20 protein-coding genes are annotated in these 19082 nt (G+C 65.3%); 5 read left to right on the top strand and 15 right to left on the bottom strand.

All coding sequences use genetic code 11. The annotated features are described in order from the left end of the window. The first annotated feature begins 5 nt into the window (after positions 1-5). Positions 6-929 (top strand): hypothetical protein, encoded by a 924-nt coding sequence (locus tag ASE85_RS02810; RefSeq protein ID WP_056683078.1) that lies wholly within the window; start codon positions 6-8, stop codon positions 927-929. On the opposite strand, the gene ASE85_RS02805 is transcribed toward ASE85_RS02810, so the two are convergent. The 5 genes from ASE85_RS02805 to hrpB all read right to left on the bottom strand — a co-directional run bounded on the left by ASE85_RS02805 (position 886) and on the right by hrpB (position 7517). Beyond that, entirely contained in the window at positions 886-2874 is a 1989-nt protein-coding gene (locus ASE85_RS02805) for an ATP-binding protein (RefSeq protein ID WP_056683074.1), read from the bottom strand. The two genes, ASE85_RS02810 and ASE85_RS02805, sit on opposite strands and share 44 nt — an antisense overlap. Positions 2875-2996: 122 nt before the next feature. After that, on the bottom strand, positions 2997-4229 hold the full coding sequence (spt, locus tag ASE85_RS02800; RefSeq protein ID WP_056683070.1) for a serine palmitoyltransferase: 1233 nt from the start codon (positions 4227-4229) through the stop codon (positions 2997-2999). A gap of 131 nt (positions 4230-4360) precedes the next feature. Then, positions 4361-4606, bottom strand: a complete 246-nt coding sequence (locus tag ASE85_RS02795; protein ID WP_056684289.1) for an acyl carrier protein — start codon at positions 4604-4606, stop codon at positions 4361-4363. A gap of 120 nt (positions 4607-4726) precedes the next feature. Further along, positions 4727-5005, bottom strand: a complete 279-nt coding sequence (locus ASE85_RS02790; protein WP_056684286.1) for an ETC complex I subunit — start codon at positions 5003-5005, stop codon at positions 4727-4729. 55 nt (positions 5006-5060) lie between these two features. Further along, on the bottom strand, positions 5061-7517 hold the full coding sequence (gene hrpB, locus ASE85_RS02785) for an ATP-dependent helicase HrpB (RefSeq protein WP_056683067.1): 2457 nt from the start codon (positions 7515-7517) through the stop codon (positions 5061-5063). A gap of 137 nt (positions 7518-7654) precedes the next feature. Here hrpB and ASE85_RS02780 point away from each other — a divergent pair, with 137 nt between their 5' ends. Then, positions 7655-9265, top strand: a complete 1611-nt coding sequence (locus ASE85_RS02780; RefSeq protein ID WP_056683066.1) for an ATP-binding protein — start codon at positions 7655-7657, stop codon at positions 9263-9265. Position 9266: 1 nt separating this feature from the next. On the opposite strand, the gene ASE85_RS02775 is transcribed toward ASE85_RS02780, so the two are convergent. Together ASE85_RS02775 and ASE85_RS02770 are read right to left on the bottom strand one after the other, a co-directional pair. Next, positions 9267-10046, bottom strand: a complete 780-nt coding sequence (locus tag ASE85_RS02775; protein ID WP_056683063.1) for a TSUP family transporter — start codon at positions 10044-10046, stop codon at positions 9267-9269. A 111-nt stretch (positions 10047-10157) separates the two neighbouring features. Further along, positions 10158-11186 carry a polyprenyl synthetase family protein gene (locus ASE85_RS02770; RefSeq protein WP_056683060.1) on the bottom strand — a complete coding sequence of 343 codons (1029 nt, stop codon included), beginning with the start codon at positions 11184-11186 and terminating at the stop codon, positions 10158-10160. Positions 11187-11250: 64 nt separating this feature from the next. On the opposite strand from ASE85_RS02770, the gene ASE85_RS02765 reads away from it, so the two are divergent. Then, positions 11251-11568, top strand: coding sequence for a chorismate mutase (locus ASE85_RS02765; RefSeq protein ID WP_235523171.1), 318 nt, complete (start codon positions 11251-11253; stop codon positions 11566-11568). A gap of 15 nt (positions 11569-11583) precedes the next feature. Here the strand turns inward: ASE85_RS02765 and ASE85_RS02760 are convergent, their stop codons facing one another. From ASE85_RS02760 to ASE85_RS02735, 6 genes are all read right to left on the bottom strand, one after another. Further along, entirely contained in the window at positions 11584-12528 is a 945-nt protein-coding gene (locus ASE85_RS02760) for a cupin-like domain-containing protein (RefSeq protein ID WP_056683057.1), read from the bottom strand. A gap of 115 nt (positions 12529-12643) precedes the next feature. Then, positions 12644-13534 (bottom strand): DMT family transporter, encoded by an 891-nt coding sequence (locus ASE85_RS02755; RefSeq protein WP_056683053.1) that lies wholly within the window; start codon positions 13532-13534, stop codon positions 12644-12646. Between the two features lie 141 nt (positions 13535-13675). Then, positions 13676-13927 (bottom strand): hypothetical protein, encoded by a 252-nt coding sequence (locus ASE85_RS02750; RefSeq protein WP_056683050.1) that lies wholly within the window; start codon positions 13925-13927, stop codon positions 13676-13678. Between the two features lie 229 nt (positions 13928-14156). Next, positions 14157-14804 (bottom strand): heme exporter protein CcmB, encoded by a 648-nt coding sequence (locus tag ASE85_RS02745; RefSeq protein WP_056683047.1) that lies wholly within the window; start codon positions 14802-14804, stop codon positions 14157-14159. Continuing rightward, the gene (gene ccmA, locus ASE85_RS02740; RefSeq protein ID WP_056683044.1) at positions 14801-15412 is read right to left on the bottom strand and encodes a heme ABC exporter ATP-binding protein CcmA; all 612 of its coding nucleotides are present in this window, start codon (positions 15410-15412) and stop codon (positions 14801-14803) included. Before ccmA ends, ASE85_RS02745 begins: the two co-directional genes overlap by 4 nt. After that, positions 15409-15816: a metallopeptidase family protein gene (locus ASE85_RS02735; protein ID WP_056683041.1), complete on the bottom strand. Its 408-nt coding sequence runs from the start codon at positions 15814-15816 to the stop codon at positions 15409-15411. Before ASE85_RS02735 ends, ccmA begins: the two co-directional genes overlap by 4 nt. A gap of 40 nt (positions 15817-15856) precedes the next feature. On the opposite strand from ASE85_RS02735, the gene ASE85_RS02730 reads away from it, so the two are divergent. Further along, positions 15857-16147, top strand: a complete 291-nt coding sequence (locus ASE85_RS02730) for a 4a-hydroxytetrahydrobiopterin dehydratase (protein WP_056683038.1) — start codon at positions 15857-15859, stop codon at positions 16145-16147. A gap of 104 nt (positions 16148-16251) precedes the next feature. Here ASE85_RS02730 and ASE85_RS02725 read toward each other — a convergent pair whose 3' ends face one another. Continuing rightward, the gene (locus ASE85_RS02725; protein WP_056683035.1) at positions 16252-17220 is read right to left on the bottom strand and encodes a diacylglycerol/lipid kinase family protein; all 969 of its coding nucleotides are present in this window, start codon (positions 17218-17220) and stop codon (positions 16252-16254) included. A gap of 10 nt (positions 17221-17230) precedes the next feature. Then, complete coding sequence (locus ASE85_RS02720; protein ID WP_056683031.1) at positions 17231-17725, bottom strand: DUF2141 domain-containing protein; 495 nt, start codon at positions 17723-17725, stop codon at positions 17231-17233. Between the two features lie 130 nt (positions 17726-17855). Here ASE85_RS02720 and lptF point away from each other — a divergent pair, with 130 nt between their 5' ends. Continuing rightward, positions 17856-19079 carry an LPS export ABC transporter permease LptF gene (gene lptF, locus ASE85_RS02715; RefSeq protein ID WP_056683028.1) on the top strand — a complete coding sequence of 408 codons (1224 nt, stop codon included), beginning with the start codon at positions 17856-17858 and terminating at the stop codon, positions 19077-19079. Positions 19080-19082: the final 3 nt, after the last annotated feature.

Here is a 19082-nt window from a genome sequence, read left to right as displayed (position 1 = left end):
GTCCCATGCCCCAAAACCTCCTCCCCCTCGTCACCGCTGAACTTTCCGCCCCGGCCGATCCGCGCGCAGCCGCCATGGCTGGCGCGCTCGCGGCGAAATATCCCGATGCCGCCCGCGCCGTCCTCTTCTACGGCTCCTGCCTGCGAGAGGCCAATCTCGATGGGCTGATGCTCGATTTCTACCTGATCGTGTCGGACTATCCGACCGCTTACGGCAAAAGCTGGCTGGCCCGCGCCAATCGGCTCATCCCACCCAATGTCTTTCCGTTCGAACATAATGGCCTGATCGCCAAATATGCGGTCCTGTCCGAAGCGGACTTCGCCCGGCTCAACAACCTGGCGGCGGACAATGTCTCGGTCTGGGCGCGCTTTGCCCAACCTTCGCGCCTGCTCTGGGCCGCCGACGATCTCGCCCGCCAGCGTACCATCGCCGCCGTGGCACAGGCCGCGCCGACATTATTTGATCTGACCATGCCGATGTTGTCGCCGGGCGTGGATCATAGCTTGTTGGATATCTGGAAGACCGGATTCAACCTGACCTATAACGCGGAACTAAGGGCCGAAAAGAAAGGGCGTTCGATCTCGATCGTCGATGTCGATCCTGAACGCTACGAGCAATTCGGACGTGCGGCACTTGCCGCGGTTGCCGAGCGGCAAGGCGTGGGAAATGATGGCGAGGTGCCGAACCCCATGTCGCCGGATAAGGCGGCCTTGCGCTGGCGCAACCTGCAAAGCCGCGGCAAGCGCCTGTCGGTGATCCGTCTGGCCAAGGCCAGTTTCACCTATGCCGGCGGGATCGACTATCTGGCGTGGAAGATCAACCGCCATGCCGGCACGAAGATCGAGATCAAGCCCTGGCAACGGCGCTGGCCGCTGCTGGGCGCGGTCACTCTGCTGCCGCGGCTGTTCCGGGGCGGCGCGATTCGCTGAGCGTCTGGCCAAGCGCCTGCCCCAGCGCCATCAGCGTATAGGGTTTGCGCAGCACTGCGTGTCCTTCAAAATCGGCGCCGTCATTGCCATCGCCGGCATAGCCCGTCACGAACAGCACCGGCAGGTGGCGGAAACGGGCGGGCAGGGCCTTCACCATTTCCGGCCCGGTCATGTCGGGCATCAGGACGTCGCTCAGGATCAGGCCGACATCGCCATGGCTGGCCAGCAGCTTGGCCGCCTTGGCCGGATGGTCGCAGGCGATCGGCAGATGACCCAACTCGCTCAGCGCCGCCATCGTCTGGTTCAACACCCGTGCGTCATCTTCGACCACCAATATGCGGGTGGGCGGCTGTTCCACCGGCGCGCGGGCAAAACTGGTCTCCGCCTCCGCCGCTTCCTCCGCCCCGGCCGATCGCGGCAGGTACAGATGCACGCCACTACCGATGCCGGGTGTCGACTCGATCCGGATCTCGCCGCCGCACTGGCGCACGAACCCAAAAATCTGGCTGAGGCCCAGGCCCGTGCCCTTGCCGACCGGCTTGGTGGTGAAGAACGGCTCGAACACCCGCGCCAGAACCTCCGGCGTCATGCCGCATCCTTCATCGGTCACGCTGACGGTCACATAATCGCCGGCGGCGCATTCGCCGATCTCGCCGTCGGACAGCAGGGCCTGTCCGGTCGCCAGCGTCAGCCGTCCGCGCCCTTCCATGGCGTCGCGCGCATTGACGCACAGGTTCAGGATCGCATTCTCCATCTGATGCTGGTCGACGAAGATGCGCCATCCGCTCGCGCCCTCCGCGAAATGGACGATGATCTGGTCGCCGATGGTCCGGTCGATCAGGTCGGCCATGCCGCGCAGCAGTCCATCGGGATCGACCGCACTCGGCAGCAGCGGCTCCGACCGGGCAAAGGCCAACAGTCGGCGGGTGAGGGCGGACGCACGATTGGCGCCCTCCATCGCATTGTCCAGATGCCGGTGCGCCTCGTCCGGCTTCAGCACCATCTTGCGCTTGGCCAGTTCCAGTCCGCCGACAACCACCGCCAGCATATTGTTGAAATCATGCGCGATGCCGCCGGTCAACTGGCCCACAGCGTCCATCTTCTGCATCTGGCGCAGATGGTCTTCTGCCGCCGCACGCTCGGCCGATTCCTGTTTCAACTGCTCGTAGGCGTCGGACAATTCGGCGGTGCGCGCTGCGACGGCGGCTGACAGCCGGTCGGCGCGCTCGCCTTCCGCCTCGGCCAGCCGACGCGCCTGCCGCCGCTCGCGCCAGGCGCTGTTGGCGAACCACAGGCCGAACAATATGCACACCAGCATCGCCAGCCCTACCAGCCGCGACGTCTTGCCCACCCATTCGTTGCGATCGCCGGCCAGTGTCACTGCCAGGCTCCGTTCGCGCAGCCGGTCGTTCTCTGCCTTGATGACCAGGTCGAGCAGGGCGGTGATCCGACGCAGATCCTGGCTCTTGCCGGCCTGATGGAACCGCGCCAGCGCTCCCATCTTCTGGTCATAGGTGGTGCGCAGGCCGATCTCGTTCAGCGTCTTGCCGCGCGCGATGAAGGCATGGCGCAGCGCCGCGACATTGCCCTTCTGCCAGTCCGAAGCGCGCATGGCATAGCTCAACGCCTTCAACTGGCTGGCGGCGCCGCGCCACTGGTCCTGAAACAGGCGGCCGGTATCGGGGTCCAGGCTGATGACATAGCGGGCCAGCGTCACTTCGGACCGGGCGACCCGCGCCTCGAACCCGCGCGCCAGGGCGATCACTTCGAAACTGCTCTGCTGTTCCGCCAGCGCCTGCGCATGGTCGCGCGACGCATTGCTGGCGCTATAGATCAGCGCGCCCAGCGACCCGATCAGCAACAGGCCAAGCAATAGCGGCAGCGCGCGGCGAAAAAGCGCGCGGCCCCAATCATATTGGGCGTCAGGAACGTCGGTGTCGGCCATCGGACCGTTACACTAGCCGAACAAGGTCAAGGACGGAACATCAGCCGCGAAAAGTTCCATGGATGCACCATATTCCGTCGTAACCGCAGTTCCGTTGGCCGTCATGCCGCACCCGGACGCGGTCAGCCGATCGCGCCGGTCGCCTTGCCCGCAGCCTCGAACATGCCGATGATCTGCGTCACCTGATCGTCGCTATGCTCGGCGCACAGCGAACAGCGCAGCAGGAAGGTGCCGGCCGGGGTTGCGGGCGGGCGCGCCATATTGACGTACAGCCCCAGTTCCAGCAGCGTCTGCCACATGGCGACGGCCTGCATTTGATCCGTAAGGATGACCGCGATGATCGCCGATTGTGGCGTCGCGCTGCCCAGCTTGAAGCCAAGGTCGCTCAGACCCTTGTGCAGCCGCTGGCTGTTCTTCCACAGATGGGCGCGCTTCTCGCCCGCGTGCATCAGCTTGCGGATGCTGGTCGCGGCGGTGGCGACGACGCTGGGCGGCAACGACGCAGTGAACACATAGGGGCGGCAGACGAGGCGCAGGATTTCGAACTTGGGATGGTTCGATACGCAGAAGCCGCCAACCGTGCCGACCGACTTGGAGAAGGTGCCGACCACGAAGTCGATCTCGCCCTCGACGCCCTGTTCCTCATAGGCGCCCCGGCCATTTGGGCCGAAAAAGCCCATGCCATGGGCTTCATCGCACAGGATCATGCAATTGGGGTGTTTGCGGATCGCGGCGACCATCTCGGGCAGCGGGGCGACGTCGCCCAGCATCGAATAGACGCCCTCCAGCACGACCAGTTTCAGCGCGTCGGCGGGAAGGCGGCCCAACCGCTTGTCCAGATCCTCGACGCTGTTGTGCCGGAACCGGACGATCTCCGCATTGCCCAGGCCACAGCCATCATAGATGGACGCATGGCTGTCCGCGTCCAGCACGACATAGTCGCCCTTGCCCGCCAGCGTGGAGATGATGCCGAGGTTCGCCTGATAGCCGGTCGAAAAGACCATGGCGCCGGACGTGCCGTAGAACTCCTTGAGCGCGTCCTCGACTTCCTTATGACCCTGATAGGTGCCGTTGAGAACGCGGCTGCCGGTGGTGCCCGCGCCGAACTCGTCCAGCGCCTTCTTGCCCGCTGCGACCACATCGGGGTCGAACGTCATGCCCATATAGTTATAGGTGCCGAGCAGGATGGTTTCCTTGCCTTGGATGATCGCGCGTGTGGGCGACAGCACCTGATCCATCACGATCGCATAGGGATCGCGCACGCCGGTCGCGAGCAGCGCCTCGCGCTCGTTGATCAGCGGATCGAACTTGGAAAACAGGTCGCGGGTTTCGGTGGCGATGGCGGCGTCGGTCATGGCAAATATTCCTATGCCGTTCGCCCTGAGTAGGGACTGAGCGAAGTCGAAGGCCCGTATCGAAGGGTCTTCCCGCTCCCGTCCTTCGATACGCCGCTACGCGGCACCTCGGGACGAACGGAGTTATAAAATCAGGCGGCCTTCAGCTTCGCCACCGCGTCGACCAGTTGGCCCACGGTTTCGATCTCGGCCTGCATGTTCATGGTGATGATGATGTCGAACTCATCCTCGATCGCCGCGACGAAATCCATCACCGTCAGACTGTCCCATTCCAGATCGCCGGCGAAGCTGGTGGCTTCGGTCAGTGCGACACCCTTCTTGTTGAAAGGCTCGATCTGCGTGGTGACGCTGTCGAAAATTGCGCTGCGATCCGTCATTATCGTCAAAATCTTTCCGTCAAAGCGCGGCATTTGCCGCTCACCTCCGCTCTTTGGCAAGCGAATAAGGCGTCAATCGGGCAGCATCGCGCCCGAATATGAACGGGGTGGAACCGGCCGTTACCGGAAATTGTCGGCGTAGGCCTGCAATTTCAGCGTCTTGGGCGGGGTCGCGATGACGGTATAGGCCACGCCCTTCTTTTCCGCATAGGCGATAGCGGCCTCCTGCGACGGAAAGGTCAGCTTCAACTGCTGCTGCGTGTCGCCCGATCCGGCCCAGCCGGTCAGGGGGTCGGCCTTCTTCGCTTCGGCGGGCGCATATTCCAGCACCCATTTGTGGGTCAGCGCCTTGCCGGACTGGAGGGCGTTCTTCTGGATCTGGTAAATGCGCGCGTTCATCGCGAAGGACTCCGTAAATTCGTCATTTTGCGTTGCACCAATGGCCGCCGCCAAGTCAAGAGTGGCGGGCGCCATGTCCTCTGGCGTCGGCGTTTTTGGTGCGCAATGTGGCGCTGGCGCTCGCCGGATCGTCGGGCCAGGGGTGACGCGGATAGCGCCCCCGCATTTCCTTCGCCACATCACGCCAGTTGCCCATCCAGAATCCGGGCAGGTCGCGCGTGGTCTGGATCGGTCGCCCCGCAGGGGAGGTCAGCGACAGGACCAAAGGAATGCGTTGGCTGCCCACGGTCGGATGCTCGGACAGGCCGAACAGCGCCTGCACCCGCAATTCCACGCGCGGCCCGCCCTCGGCCGCATAGTCGATCGCATGGTTGCTCCCGGCGGGCGATCGGAAATCGGGTGGCGCGAGCCGATCAAGCTGCTGCTTGCCGTCCCAGCCGATCAGCCCTTCCAGCACACCCGACAGTTGCGACCGGTCGATGTCGGACAAACGCCGCTTGCCCGCCAGCAGCGGTGCCAGCCAGTCGTCCAGCGTCTCGATCAGCGCCCCGTCGGACAGCGCCTCCAAACCCGCAAATTCGCCCCTCATCCTCAGCGATTGCGCTGCCTCAGACCATGGCAGAACATTGAGGCCACCCTGTCGCACGCCCTCCACCAGCGCCGCCGCCACTGCTTCCGGGTCGGGCTTGTCGTCCGACCCGGAGGAGAGCCGCACCGCGCCCAGCCGTCGTTCCCGCAACGCCTCGATCCCGCCATTGCTTGCCCGGAACTTCACCGTGCGATGCTCTGCGATCCGCGCGCCGAACAGGGCGATGACGTCAGCCTCGTCGATCGGCGCGGCCGACAGGATGCGCGCGCCGGCCGCGCTGCCATGCACTTCGCCCACCGCCAGCCACTGTTCCCGCGCCAGCGGCGACAGCGGATCGAGCCGAAACCCGCGCCCGCCGACACTCGCCCAGTCCGCGCCATCGGCGGAGCGGCGTTTCGCCACCCGATCGGGAAAAGCGAGGGCGAGGCAGAGGCCGACCTGATGTTCGCCAAAGGCCGCGCTCCGTTCGCCGGGGATGAGCTTGGCCCAACGCTTCGCCAGCCCCCGCGCCGCGTCCGCGCGTTTGCCGCTTTCCCGCCGCCAGCGCTGCCGTCGCAGGGTCAGGTCGGTATCCTGCCCGCCAATGCCCCGTTCGCCCAGCAGCACCGCGACCTCGGCCGCCACGTCCGCCAGCCCCATCTCCCCCGCGCGCACCAGCATATGCGCGATGCGAGGGCTGAGCGGCAGCTTCGCCAGCAGCTTCCCATGCGCCGTGATCCGGCCATCGGCATCCAGCGCCTCCAGCACGGTCAGTCGCCCCCGCGCTTCCTCGACCGCCGCAGCCGGCGGGGCATCCAGCCAGCGCAGCGCGCCGGGATCGCCCACGCCCCACAGCGCGCAATCGAGCAGCAAGTTCGACAGGTCGCTTTCCAATATCTCCGGCGGGTCGAAGGGCGGCATGCCCGCGCTCGCCGCCGCTTCCCACAGTCGATAGGCGACGCCGGGTCGCTGCCGCGCCGCACGCCCCGCGCGCTGCGTCGCCGACGCCTGGCTGGCCCGCTCCGTCACCAGTCGCGTCACGCCCGCCGCCCGGTCATAGCGCGGCCGCCGCGCCAGCCCGCTGTCCACCACGATCCGCACCCCGTCGATGGTCAGGCTGGTTTCCGCGATCGATGTCGCCAATATCACCTTGCGCCGCCCCTCGCGCGATGGCCGGATTGCCGCCCGCTGCGCCCCCGGATCGAGCGAGCCATGCAGCATGTGCACCTCATAGGGACCACCCTCGATGCGCTCGGCGGTCCGCTCGATCTCCCGCACGCCGGGCAGGAAGGCGAGCAGATCGCCCTCCGCCTCCTCGCTCAGCGCCCGCCGGATCGCCGCCGCCATCTCATCCTCGATCTTCTTCTCCGACGCGCGACCGATGGAGCGCAATGCGAGCGGCTGGATGCGCCCCTCGCTTTCGATCACCGGCGCGCCGTTCAGCAACGACGCGAACCGTGCGCCATCCAGCGTCGCGGACATCGGCACGATCCGCAGGTCCGGCCGCAGCGCCTCCTGCGCATCCAGTGCCAGCGCCAGCCCGAAATCGCTGTCCAGACTGCGCTCATGCACTTCGTCGAACAGCACGGCCGACACGCCCGCCAGTTCCGGGTCATCCTGTATCCGCCGCACGAAAATACCCTCGGTCAGCACCAGCAGCCGGGTCTTGGCGCTGACCTTGCTGTCCATCCGCGTCGCATAGCCGACCGTGCCGCCCGGCTGCTCGCCCATCATTTCAGCGATCCGTTCGGCCGCCGCCCGTGCCGCCAGACGGCGCGGCGACAGTAGCAGCACCTGACCTTCGCACCATGGCTCGTCCAGCAGGGCAGGGGCCACGGCCGTCGTCTTGCCCGCGCCCGGCGGCGCCACCAGCACGGCATTGCTCCCCGCCCGCAACGCGGCAAGCAGGTCCGGCAGCACGGCATGAATGGGTAGATCGATCATCGCGCCTCCTCTTGCGCCAATCGGGAGCCAGCGCAAGGCGCGGTAAAAATCGACCGGCCCATGGGAAAGAGTTGCCAAGCCGTACGTTGGGCGCACAGAAGCTGATCCAGATCATATCGTGCGAGGAAAACAGGGGAATGGCGAGCCAGTTGGACGATGCGGACCGCTATCGTGCCCTGTTCGAAACGATGGATGAAGGCTTCTGCATCATCGAGTTCTTCGATGGCCCGCATGGCCCCCTGAGCGACTATATCCATGTCGAGGCGAACGCCGCCTATGAACGGCATGCCGGCATCCCCAATGTCGTGGGACAGAAGCTGCGCGAAATGGTGCCGGACGAAGCCGATGGCTGGGTAGAACTCTATGGCGGCGTCCTCCACAGCGGCAAGCCCATCCGCTTCCAGCGCGAACTGGAGGCGACCGGCCATCATCTGGAGGTATCCTCCTTCCGCGTCGGGCCGTTCGAACAGCGCCAGGTCGCGGTTCTGTTCAACGACATCACCGACCGGATCAGGGCGGAAAAGGCGCAACGGGCGCTCAACGAAACGCTCGAAGCCCGCATCGCCCAGGCGCTGGAGGAGCGCGAACAGGCCGAAAGCGCACTGCGTCAGGCGCAGAAGATGGAGGCCGTGGGGCAATTGACCGGTGGCCTCGCCCATGATTTCAACAATCTGCTCGCCGGCATTTCCGGTGCGTTCGAAATGATCGCGGTGCGGCTGGCGCAGGGGCGCACGGCCGACGTAGAGAAATATCTGACCGCCGGGCAGGGCGCCACCCGCCGCGCCGCGGCGCTGACCCACCGCCTGCTCGCCTTCTCCCGCCGCCAGACGCTGACGCCCAAGCCGACGGTCGTGAACCGCCTGCTCGGCGATTTTTCAGAACTGGTCCGCCGCACCGTCGGCCCGCAGATCGAGGTGCAGACCGTCGCAGCTTCGGGCCTCTGGCCCGCGCTGGTCGATGCCAATCAACTCGAAAATGCGCTGCTCAACCTGTGCATCAATGCGCGCGACGCCATGCCGGGGGGCGGCAAGATCACGATCGAGACGGGTAATCGCTGGCTCGATGATCGCACCGCGCGCGACCATGGGCTGACGCCGGGCCAATATGTGACGGTCTGCACCAGCGACACCGGCACCGGCATCGACAAGGGGATCATCGACCGCGTCTTCGACCCCTTCTTCACCACCAAGCCGATCGGGCAGGGGACGGGCCTTGGCCTCTCCATGGTCTACGGCTTCGCCCGCCAGAGCAACGGCCATGTCCGCATCTATTCCGAACCGGGGCAGGGCACGATGGTGTGCATCTATCTGCCCCGCCATCGCGGCGAGGACGATGTCGACACGCCCGTCATCGGTGATCCGCCGGTCGAGGCTGACGCCGGCGAAACCATATTGGTGATTGATGACGAACCCTCGGTTCGCATGCTGGTCGTCGATGCGCTGACCGATCTGGGCTATCATTGCCTTGAGGCGGCGGATGGGCCGTCAGGCCTGCGCATGCTGGAATCGCGATCGCGGATCGACCTGCTGATCACCGATGTCGGCCTGCCCGGCGGCCTTAACGGCCGGCAGGTCGCCGATGCCGCCCGCGCGCTGCGCCCCGACCTCAAGATATTGTTCGTGACCGGCTATGCCGAAAATGCGGTGTTGAACCACGGCCATATCGAACATGGCATGGAGGTGCTGACCAAGCCCTTCGCGGTGGACGAACTGCATCGCCGTGTGGCGACGCTGGTACAGGCGGAATAATCTACCCGAACAGATAGATGTGGATCGGGTTCTTCGGGTCCAGCAGCATCTTGGCCGTCAGCGCCAGCGACATTACGATCAGCAACGGCTTGATAAGCCGCGATCCGAACCGCATCGCCAGATAGGAACCGATCTGCCCGCCGGTGATGCTGCCCACGGCCATGGCCAGCCCTGCGATCCAGATCACATGGCCGCCCGCGATCATGGTCAGCAGGCCCGCGACATTGCTCGCGAAATTCGCCGCTTTGGTCTGGGCCGTGGCGCGCAGGATCGACAGCCCGCCCAGCGCCAGCAATATGGTGGTGTAGAAGGCCCCGGCGCCCGGTCCGAAAAAGCCGTCATAAAAGCCTACGACCCCCACAAGTCCGGTCAGCCCGGCAATCCCCACCCGCGCATGGCGGTCGGCATCACCCAGCTTGGGCGAGAAGGTGAAATAGGCGGCCATTGCGATCAGCAGCGCAGGCATCAGTCCCGCCAGAATCGACGGATCGACCCGCTGCAACAGCCATGCGCCGCCCACCGACCCCCCAAAGGCCGCGACGATCGGCCATTTATACGTCTTCAGATCCATATGCCCGCGCCGGGCATAGGCTACGCAGGCACCGAACGTACCGAAACAGCTTTGCAGCTTGTTGGTCGCCACCGCCTGTACCGGTGGAATGCCCACCGCCATCAGTGCGGGCAGGGTGATCAGTCCCCCGCCACCGGCCATCGCATCGATGCACCCGGCCATGGTCGCTGCGGCCACAAGGAAAGCGATGGTTTCGGGGGAGAGGATCATGGGCGGAGTCAGGCTCCGCCTTCCGACCCGTTCGGGCCGAGACAAGTCGAAGCCCTGCACTTTCTTTGTCAGGGGATGGCGTCTGCTCGAACGATCAGGCGCCGGAAAACCTCAATAGGCTCGCGCTATAGCGAATTCGACCGCTTCGGTAAGGGCCGCCTTGGCCTGACCGGCATCGAACCGGCCCAGTGCGTCGATCGCGCGCTGGCCATAATGGCGCGCGCGGGCCAGCGTGTCGGCGATCGCGCCGGTCTGGCGCAGCAGGCCAGTCGCGTGGGCCAGGTCTTCGTCGCTGATCTTGTGCCCGGCGATCGCCGCCTTCCAGAAGGCGCGATCCTCGTCATTCCCGCGCGCATAGGCCAGGATCACCGGCAACGTCACCTTGCCGTCGCGGAAATCATCGCCTGCATCCTTGCCCATGGTCGCGCCGTCCGATTCATAATCGATCGCGTCGTCGATCAACTGGAACGCGATGCCCAAATTCCGGCCATAGACGTCCAGCGCCTGCTCCTCGCTGTCGCTGCGGTCGGCGACCACGGCGGATATGCGGCAGGCTGCGGCGAACAGCGCGGCGGTCTTGGCGCCGATGATGTCCAGATATTGTTCTTCGCTGGTGTCGATCTTGCGCTGTGCGGTCAGTTGGTTGACCTCGCCCTCGGCGATCACCGCCGACGCATTGGCCAGAATCTTGAGCACTTTCAGCGATTCCGCCTCGACCATCAACTCGAACGAGCGGGAGAAGAGAAAGTCGCCCACCAGCACGCTGGCGCTGTTGCCCCAGATGATGTTGGCGGTCTTGCGGCCACGGCGCAGGCCGGAGCCGTCGACCACATCGTCGTGCAGCAGCGTGGCGGTGTGGATGAATTCGACGGCGGCGGCCAGCTTGTAATGGCGCGACCCCGCATAACCGACCAGATCGGCGCAGGCGAGCGTCAGCATCGGCCGCAACCGCTTGCCGCCACCCGCGATCAGATGGCCCGCCAGTTCCGGGATCAGCGGAATGCGCGACTGCATCCGGTCCAGGATCACGGCGTTGACCTGGTTCATGCCGTGGGCGACCAGCGACATGATGGGGGCGAGCGAGGGCGCGGCGTTGGCGCGGCCGATCGGGTGGACGTTACCGGGGGCGGGTGCTGTCATGACGCGCCCATGTGGCGGTGCAAAATGTGAAAGGCAAGCGGGAATAGCTTGCGTAGCGCGGCAGATGCGGCAAAAAGCGCGCCATCTGGAACCGGAGGCCCAAGTGGACGAGACATTGCAGCGCTATCGCGAGAGCATCGACAATATCGACGCCGCGCTGGTGTTCATGCTGGCCGAACGCTTCAAGGTTACGCAGGCCGTTGGCGAGCATAAGGCGACTCACGACCTGCCCCCCGCTGATCCCGGCCGGGAGGACCGCCAGATCGCCCGCCTGCGCCAGTTGGCGCTTGATGCAAAGCTCGATCCCGACTTCACGGAAAAATTCCTTCGCTTCATCATCGACGAAGTCATCCGCCACCACGAACAATTGCGCGAGGGCTGAGCGAGTGACGGCGAATTATCCGGCCGGATAGCTTTCATGCCCGACATTGGGCCAATGGAAATTGGTATGGGTCAGCATGGTCGAAAAGCTGTCCGATCGCACCTGATGCCACCAGCCGATGGGGATGAACAGCAGGTCGCCCGGTGACAGCAGCACCTCGTAACGCAGCACGTCCCGCGCTTGCGGATGCAGCGTCAGCCGCGCCTCGTCGGTTATATCGCACAGGTCACTGAACACATGCGACCGGTGCGCCAGCCGCCGGGTTTGCGACGGCGGGATCAATATCACGCGCTTCGTGCCTGTCACCTGCGCCAGCAGATTGTTGGTCAGGTCGAAATGCAGCGGCGTGAACGCGCCTTCGCCGCCGATCCACAGCATCCCAGGCGCGCGCGTCAGATAGGCGTCGATCGGCCCCATATCGGCCTCCAGCACGCGAAGCGCCGGGCCGTTGGCGGCGCTGTTGGACGCGGTCAGATAGGCGTCGTTGCCACCCTTGCGCGCAAGAGCGATGAACTGGCGGAAGGGCGCACGCCTGCGATGCTTTTCCTTCTTCAGTTCATAATCCTGTGCGCCCGTCCGGCCGCCCTGATATTCGATCATGGCGTCGCCGACCGTTTTCGCCAGATAATCGGGCGTCCAGCGTGTCAGCGCCGGCCAATGGGCGATCGCGCTCTTGATCAGCACCGGCCGCCCCGGCGCGTAGAAGCCGTGCAGGAAATCCTCGCCCGACAGATTTTCGGCGGTCAGCAGGCCGGACGCATAGGGGGACAAGGCGCGCTGCCGCTCCTGCACCTCCATAAGCCAGTCCTGTCGCCTGAGCGCCAGCGCGTCGTTGGGCGCCATGGCTGGCACGGGCGCCATCGCTCTTGTGGCGGCGGCACCGAAATCGATCTGCCGCAGCGCCATCTGCATCCGCATATCGTCGGCCTGGGTCGGAAGGGAGGGCAGCGTCTTGCTCATGCCGCACCCTACCGCCCGATGATGACGGCGATGTTGCAACGAATGACGTTTATGTGACGACGAACCGCTGTAAAAATCCGTCCGTCCTGATCCTGTCGAAGGACGTATGGGAGGCTCAGGCCGGCTCCACGACCGCCACGTTCTTACCCTGCGACCGCCCGATCAGCACGCCGCCCAGAGCCAGCGCAAAGCCAAGCAGTTGCACCGGACCCAGCCGCTCCCCGAACAAAATCCACGCCTCGATCGCGGCCAGCGGCGGTACCAGCAACAGCAGCATCGACATGCGCGTGGCCCCCTGATGCCGCACCAGCCACACCAGCAGCGACAGGCCTGCCGCCGACAGGCCCAGTACCGACCAGCCCAGGCCCAGCCACAATATCGGCGCCCCGTCCCAGCGATAGTCGCCGATCAGCAGGGTCGCGGCGATCGCCACCAGCGCGCCGCCGATATTCTGCACCGCGCCTGATACGGCGATGCCGTCGCCGGCGATCGCGCCGCGCTGGATCAGCGTGCCGCCGGCCATGCCTAGCACCGCCATCATGCCGGCCACCGCCGGGATGATGCCGATCCCGCCCGCGCCCGACCGTTCGATCGCCGGCATCAGTACGCAGCCCACACCAAAGATCGCGACAGCCAGGCCACCCCAGGCTCGTCCCGGCAATCGCTCGCCCAGCAAGGCGACGCTCACCACCGCGACCATCAGGGGTTGCAGCGATCCCAGCAGCGACATGATCCCGGCCGGCATGCCATTATTCACCGCCCACCAGCTCAGCGTCAGATAGACGCCGTGCAGCATCGCACCCGCCGCCAGATGCAGCCCGAGCCGCCGCCCCGTTGGCCAGGCCTGCCGCGCATAGAGCGCCGCCCCGCTCAGCAGCATCGCCGTCGCCGTCAGGCGCAGCGCCAGGATCAGTTCCGGCGCGCCATGCGGGACCATCGCCCGCGCGACGATGAAGCCGGTAGACCAGATGAGGATGAAGAGAATGGAAGCGACAAGACCGAACATGCCGCCGCCTTTGGCGGATGGGCAGGACGATGTCGAGCCGGAGGAAGGGAGGATGCGCGGGGAGGGGCGTTCGGCCCAATCCAGGCGTCCGCCTTGCCGCGGGGGTAGGCAAAAGCGGCAAGGACGGGCGCGGGGCGGCCCCTATGCGGCGCTCGCTTCGCAGCGCAGCGGGGGGGCGAGGGCCATTTTCGCCGCACCGATCATCTGCCGGTGCGCGTCGCTATCGGGTACGACATCGGGCCAGGGTTGGCCGGTCACCAGGCCATAGCTGTCCTGCCAGATCTTCCCGGCGACCAGATCGATCTCTTCATCCGTCGGTTGATGTTCTTCCGCCAGGCATCGGACCAGCAGCCGATGAAAGACATCTCCGGAGTACGCACGACTTCGGCTCATGGTGGCATCCTCTCCATGGCGTCGATTTCTATCGACGTCCGTAGCGGGAAATGCCCGATTTACAGGGGCGCGTCAATGAACGAGGGCGCTTATGGCTGTCCTATCGTGCGCGATCCTGCCATCATTGCGTATCGCTGCGACGTTGACCTGCGACTTTGCAATAGGATCGACTCCGCGCAACATAATGTCGCAACATGCGGGAAATGTGCGAAGTTAAGCGGCGAAAATCCTATTCCCGCCCCGCCCGGATCGCCGCCCCGCCCGCAAAGGGCGTGATCGCCACCAGCAGCAGTGACGCCGCGCCCAGGAACTTCAGCGCCGCGCCGCTCCCGTCGCCCAGCGTCCCCGCGCCGAAGATCAGCAGTGGCACAGCCAGCGGCAGCGCCAGCAGTCCGGCCAGCGCGCCGCTGGACCGCAACCCGGCGGTCAGGCTCGCCACCAGCAACCCCAGCGCCGCCAGCGCCGGCGTGCCGATCAACAATCCCAGTTCCAGCGTCAGGATCGTTGCGCCGTCCAGCTTCAGCAGCGCGGCGGCGGGCAGGGTAGCGATCATCAGCGGCGGGCCAAAGCCCAGCCAGTGCGCGATCAGCCGCGCCGTCACCACCAGTTCCTCGCCGACACCGCGCAGCGCGATCTGGTCCAGCACGCCGGCCTGCATGTCCGGCGCGACCAGCCGGTCGACCGGCAACAGGCTGGCCAGCAATGCCGCGATCCACAACATCCCGCCGCCGGTCCGCCCCAGCAGCGCCGCATCCGGCCCGACCGCAAAAGGGTAGAGGCTGGCGACCAGCAGCAGGAAGGCGACGGGCAGCCACAGGCCCGCCGATGCCCAGGCCTGCCGCAGATCGCGCGCGGCGAGCAGCCATAATATCCTCATGCCGCGTCCGCCGGATAAGTGGGCAGATAATCCGAAAGCGCCAGCGTCACCGGCGCAACGATCGGCAGCGGCTGGTGCGACGCCGCGACCACGACCCCGCCCGCCGCCAGATGCCCGGCCACGGCCTCGCCCAGCAGGTCCAGCGATGCCGTATCCAATCCATTGCCCGGCTCGTCCAGCAGCCAGACGCCAGCCCCGCTCGCGATCACCCGCGCCAGCATCGCCCGCTTGCGCTGCCCGGTGGACAGCATCCGCACCGGCACCTCCGCCAGCCCGGTCAGCGCCATCGCCGCCAGCGCCCCGGCGACAGCACCCGGCCCAGCCCGGTCCAGTTTCGCCCAGAAGCACAGGGCATCGCGCAACCCTTGTTCGCCATCCAGCGCCAGCCGTTCGTCGGTCATGGCCACGCCACCGCTGCGCTCCACCGTTCCGGCAAAGGCAGGCAGCAGCCCGGCGCACAGCCGCAACAGGCTGGACTTGCCCACGCCATTGGGACCGGTCAGCAACGCCCCGCCACCCGGCTCCAGCGTCAGGTTCACGCCCGCGAACAGCATCCGCCCGCCCCGCAGGCAGGCGACATCACTCAGGCGCAACGCCGCGCCGGTCATAGCGTGACCATGTCCTCCAGCACGTGCATGTCGATATCCGACAGGCCGAAATGATGGCCAATCTCATGCACCACGACATGGGTGATCAGCGCATCCAGCGGCACGCCCGTCTCCACCCATTCGTCCAGCAGCGGACGACGGAACAGATGCACGGTCGGCGGACCGTCCCCGGTCTGCGCCTCCTGCCCGATGGACCGGCCGGTATAGAGGCCGGTCAGTTCGAACGGGTCGGTGAGGTCCATGTCCTTCAGGATCGCGGCATCCGCGAAATCCTCCACGAACAACACGACATCGGACAGATGCTCGGTAAAAGGGGATGGCAGGCGATTGAGCGCGGCAAGTGCCAACGTCTCAATCTCTTGCCTGGTCGGAGCGAAGCGGGGCGGTTGACCGTTGGACGACATGCCTGCCACATACCCCAAGCTATTTCATGAGGATAGGGACATGATTGGTAAACTGACCGATGAAGAGCGCGTGATCGCGCTGGCCGACCTGCCGCACTGGACGCCAGTGTCGGACCCGGACGGCATTGCCCGCCACCTGACCTTCACCGATTTCGTCACCGCGTTCGGCTTCATGACCCGCGTCGCGATCCTCGCTGAAAAGGCGGACCATCATCCCGAATGGTCCAACGTCTATAACCGGGTGGACATCATTCTTACCACCCATGATGCCGGCGGCCTGTCCCGGCGCGACATCGACCTTGCCAAGGCGATTGACGCGCTGGCGGGATAGAGCCTGCGAAATACAGGCCGTCTCGGATCAATCGGCAGCGGACATAATATCCCATTTGCAGGCGTGAGGGGGAGGGTGCGGAACACCCGACCCCGTCAACGCCGCTAAGCCGCCAGCCGCAGGAACGGCACTGGCTGGGTCGAGCGCAGCACGATCGGCTTGCCTTCGGACGCCTCGAACAGTTCGCCGTCCAGGATCACGCTGCTGCGGTCGCCTTCGATGCGGATGACGTCGCCCTGTTCCAGATGGATGCCCTGCATCTGGCGCTTGCCGACGCGGCGAAACAGGCTGGCCCATACCAGCCGCAACAGGGACGGCAGATTCTGATCGACCGCCATCAGCTTCATATTGCCGCGGCGACTGTCGCCCGGATCGACGCCCAGCAGCAATCGTTCCAATGTGGTGACGATCAGAACGGCGAACCGCCCGACCAGTTGTCCGTCACGAATCAGGGATATGCGTACCGGATTGCCGGAAGGCGGCAGGAATTTGGCACGAATGCCGAACAGCAGTGAAAACACCACGGCGATCGCGGTGATGACATGGCTAAGGCCATTGGACAGCCCCAGCGGATAGATCTGATTGCGGCAATAGAGCATGTAATCGGCCAGCCCTGCGCCGCCCAGGAACATGCCCAGCACCGGCCGGCTGTCGACCGCGCCGTCCGACAAAGCGATCAGTTCGCGCGCGACGACATGGGCGTCCACGCCGGCCTTGGCGATCTGCACGATCCGCTCCAGCGCCTTGATCGGGTCGCCATGGATGCCAAGGTCCAGGGCGATCAGGTTGGTCTTGCCATTGGGCAGCACCGCGATCGGTGGCACCCGACCCTTGAAATGCTCGCCCTGATAGAGCTCCGTCAGCGACGCCTGCACTGTGCCGTCGCCGCCATTGATGACGATGACGGTCGGATCGACGCGGGCGATCGTCTGGAACGCCCGGCCGATCTGGTCGACCTGCTCCACCTCATAGTGGAAGATGTCGGGGTTGCTGGCGCAATAGCTGCGCACGCGCGGAAGCGTCTGGCGGTTGCCCGTGGATTTCGGATTGGACAAAAGGGCGACGCTTACCATGGCTTTTCGATCACATATATTTGAGGTTGATCGTGATTTTCGTCACGCCCGGCCCAGCATGAAAGGCCGCCTTCTCCACGCCGGGCTTGCCCAGGTTGAAGATGCTGATCGCCGGATTGTTGGAAAATCCACCGCCGTCCCGCGAAATGTCGGTCTTGCCATTGCCGTCGCGGTCGTGCCGCACGGCGATGCCATATTCGCCGGACCGGGGCACCGGTACGCAAAAGCGCATCACGCCATTGGCCGGCTTCACCGCCGTATCGATTCGATTGAGCCATTCGCCCTTCGTCAGCCAGGCCGACTTGGTGGCGGGATAGGACTGGATACGCACCTTGCCGGTGGCCGCCACGAAACCGCGCACATCGACCAGCACCGCCGGCCCGCGCGCATCCGCGCCGCAACGTTCCAGATCGTTCGATATTTCCTGGCCATGGGCCATGACCGGGCTTGCAGCGACCATCGCTGCCCCAACCATCAAACCCATTGCAACTTTTACCATGACCATCAGACTCCTGGAAGCTATAGCCGCCGATATGGACCGGACGGCGAGCCCCTGTTCGCCCCGCATTTCTACCTGACTCGCATATGGGATGGGTTTGCGGCCAAAACATGGTGATGGGACGACGACTTAGAGAATGCTGACCGCCACCGACCGATATCTCGCCCGCCTGATCGCCGTGCCCATGCTGGGGACGCTGGTGATCGCCGCGATGCTGCTTGTCCTCGACAAGATGCTCAGCCTGTTCGATTTCGTCGCGGCGGAGGGCGGACCGGTCAGTGTCGTGTGGCGCATGCTCGCCAATATGCTGCCCGAATATCTCTCGCTCGGCATCCCGATCGGCCTGATGCTCGGCATCCTGCTCGCCTTCCGCAAGCTCGCCCTGTCGTCGGAATTGGACGTGATGCGCGCGGTGGGCCTCTCCTACGGCCGGCTGCTGCGCGTGCCCTATATGTACGCGATCGCGCTGGCGCTGCTCAATTTCGGCATCGTCGGCTTCGTTCAGCCGCTCTCCCGCCACGCCTATGAAGCGCTGCGATTCGAACTGCGCTCCGGCGCGCTCGGCGCCTCGATCAAGGTCGGCGAGTTCACCAATCTGGGCCGGCGCATGACCATGCGGATCGAGCGCAGCAAGGATGAAGGCCGCAACCTGCAAGGCATTTTCGTGCGCGCCGTCGGCAAGGATGGCCAGTCGGTCGCGGTGACGGCGGCGCAGGGCACCTTCCTGGCCACCGACGACCCCGACGTCATCATCTTCCGCTTGCGCAACGGTGTGCTGGTCAACGACGGACCCAAGTACAAGACGCCGCGCATCCTGTCCTTCTCCAGCCATGACCTGCCGATCGACCTGCCGCAGATCGAGAATTTCCGCGGCCGCGACGTCGACCGGGAAAAGACGATTCCCGAACTGATGGTGATCGGCCGCAATCCGGCCACGCCTGACAAACTGAAGGCCGAAGTCCGCGCCAATTTCCACTTCCGCATGGTCGAAGTGGTGTTCATGTTCCTGCTGCCGCTGGCCGCGCTGGCCTTTGCGATCCCGCCCAAACGATCGACCTCGGCGCTGGGCGTCTTCCTCTCGATCATATTCATCGTGACCTATCACAAGATCAACCAATATGGCGAAGGCATCGGCGCGCTGGGCAAGGTCGATCCCATCATCGCGCTATGGGGACCATTCCTGCTCGCATCAGGCCTTGTCCTGTGGATGTATCATGTGATCGCCAATCGCCCCGGCGGCCAGCCGATCGGTGCGCTGGAAGTCGCCTTCTCCAAATTGGGCAAGCAGATCGTGCGCCTGCTGCGCTTTGGCCGACGCCGCGCCCCGCCTGCCGACGCTGCTGTTGAAGGAGCGGCCTGACCC

It is taken from the genome of Sphingobium sp. Leaf26 (genome assembly GCF_001421665.1).
In the GTDB taxonomy this organism is placed as follows: domain Bacteria; phylum Pseudomonadota; class Alphaproteobacteria; order Sphingomonadales; family Sphingomonadaceae; genus Sphingobium.
This window is presented reverse-complemented; position numbering and strand designations above follow the sequence as displayed.